Source organism: Nocardiopsis sp. TNDT3, from assembly GCF_003427465.1.
GTDB lineage: Bacteria > Actinomycetota > Actinomycetes > Streptosporangiales > Streptosporangiaceae > Nocardiopsis > Nocardiopsis dassonvillei.
In genome coordinates this window covers 1-2,340 of sequence record NZ_QPFC01001357.1, presented here as the reverse complement: position 1 = coordinate 2,340, position 2,340 = coordinate 1, and the positions used below count along the sequence as shown (strand labels likewise).

Annotated in this window: 1 protein-coding gene and 1 pseudogene; both read right to left on the bottom strand. The window is 67.8% G+C overall.

The features are described from left to right. Positions 1 to 35: 35 nt before the first annotated feature. Complete coding sequence (locus DQW06_RS27785) at positions 36 to 1,121, bottom strand: type I restriction endonuclease (RefSeq protein ID WP_071622342.1); 1,086 nt, start codon at positions 1,119 to 1,121, stop codon at positions 36 to 38. A 333-nt stretch (positions 1,122 to 1,454) separates the two neighbouring features. Then, positions 1,455 to 2,340: pseudogene (locus tag DQW06_RS27780) on the bottom strand (3'-5' exonuclease); the annotation flags it as partial.

Below are 2,340 nucleotides of genomic sequence, written 5' to 3'. Positions count from 1 at the left end.
TCTGAGGTCCGGACGGCCGCCGGACCGCCCGGACCTCAGACGAGGTAGTTGCGCACCGCCTCGCGGATCCTCTCCGCGTGGAGGTAGATCTCGTCGATCGACCCCAGGGGGTGCCGGGTCTCGTTCTTGTCGGCGTCGAAGGTGCCGAGGTACTTCTTCGACCTGGCGTTGAAGTGCAGGCGCGCGATCGGCTTCCGGTTGTTGTCGTCCAGCAGGACGGCGAAATAGCTCTTGGAGTCCCGTTGCGTGACCCGCTGCGGCTTGACCTCGCTGCACGCGATCGCCTTGACGACCTGGTAGCCCTCCAGTTCCTCCAGGGTGGTCTCGATGCCGCTACCGCGTTCCAGGTCCTCCTCCGCGACCTCCTCGCCGCTGACCGGCGCCGTCTCCTCCTGCTGGGGACGCGTGGACTCCAGCGCCTTCTTCAGCCGGACGTTGACCTGGTCGTCGAGGAAGGCGGAGGCGGCCTCCTTGACGAGCGGCGTGAACTGTTCGCGGGCCCGCTTGGTGAAGGACTTGTCGTAGACGCGGCTGGCGAAGAACTTGACCCACTCGTCCTCGGGATCCTGGAACTGGTCGGCCAGAGCGCGTTTGATCGCCCCGAGGTACTTGAGCTTCTCCGCAGCGTCGATGACCGAGGTCAGGTCGAAGGAGGCCTTCGTCAGCTTGTGGAGTTCGGGAAGAAGTGTCTCGTCCACGTCGCCGAGGTCGAGCACCATGAACGGCTTGGAGTCCATGCGGTTGGGCGCTTCGAGGTCGGTGTAGAACTGGTATTCCACGCCGTTGGTGAGGACCGCGATCCGCGCGTTGGTGACGGAGAAGTAGCGGTAGAGCTGCGAGGCGTGCTCGATCCGCAACTCACCGTTCGCCTTCTTGCACTCGATGAGCATCTGCACTTCGTTGTCGCGCATGATGGCGTAGTCGACCTTCTCGCCCTTCTTCATGCCGACGTCCGCGGTGAACTCGGGCACCACCTCGCGCGGATCGAAGACGTCGTATCCGAGGACGGTCGCGATGAAGGGCATGACGAAGGCGTTCTTGGCCGCCTCCTCGGTCTGGGTCATATCACGCTGCTTCTGCACCTTGGCACTGAGCGCGGAAACCTTCTCGTCGAATTCCATAACGGCCCTTCTACGGCAACCCGGTCAGCGCACCCTAGCAAGGGGAAAAGGACCGGATCCACAGGTCGACACATTCGTTACAACGGTGCCTCCAATAACTCGGGCACCCCGAAAGAGCCCGCCCCCACCAGCGAGGAAACGAGCGAAACACATTCCGCGGCCCCCGGACGAGAGGGTCCGCCCGGCGATGAGAACACCGGAGTATCCTTTTTCTGCTGTCGGACGGAGCGCGCCCCGTTCGGTGGACGCCCCGTCTGAGCTCCTGGCCTCCTCTCCCCGCCCGGGCTGGTCCGGTCCGGTGCACGGTGAACCGGTGGACCCGTGGTCCCCCCGCTAGAACGGCCAGAACTGAGCGGCCGCGGTGGCCGCCCCCGAGACCGTGGCCGCGAAGAGCAGCGCCGCGCCAGCGCAGCCGCCGCTCTTCTTCTGCGGCTCCACGGTGATGCGGGCGTTGATCCTGTGGGGTCCCCGGTCCGATCGGCGCTCGTGTGACGCGGCACGGACACGGCGTTCGAAGGGCGCCACGAACTGTTCGTGGTACTGCCGGTCCGACAGCTCCCGGGGACGCCAGAACGCCTGCCAGGGCTTCCTGTCCGCATCCTCCCGCTGCTCGGCGCGGAGCTGGGCGGCGACCATCACCCCGGTCCCGTCGTCGAACAGGCCGCGCTCCGCCTTGTCGACGGCCGCCTTCAACAGGTCCCAGGCCTCGGCGGGGGTCGCCACCCGGATGTCCGCGTCCCGGGCCTTGCGGACCTTCGCGTCGTCCGTTCCCGGTTCGGCGATGACCAGCCGCACCGTCTTGGTGACGTTGACCCCGACCGTCGCGCCGTGGGACACCGCGAAGTCCACGACCGCGTTCACCGACCCGTCCTCCCCCGCGGGCACGACCCGCCAGCCCTTGAGCGGGCCGTTCCTGCGCGCCTTCTCCTGGTCGGCGACGTAGAGCAGGTCCTGGATGACGTGTCCCGCGCCCAGGTTCCTGGCGGCCTTCTCCAACTCCCTGAGTTCGGTGGAGGTGACCCGCCCGTCGGCCTCGGCGCGGGCGCGCGCCTCCAGGAGCACCTGCTCGTGCACCCGGCGCACCGTGGACCGGGTGAACCCGGCCCGGGTGGCGAGCAGGGCCAGCCGCTGCGCCTCGTCGCCGACGATCTTCCCGTCCGCGAGGGCGTGCCCCAGCATGGAACGGTAGGCGGCCACACCCTGGGGGTGGGGGCGGGGC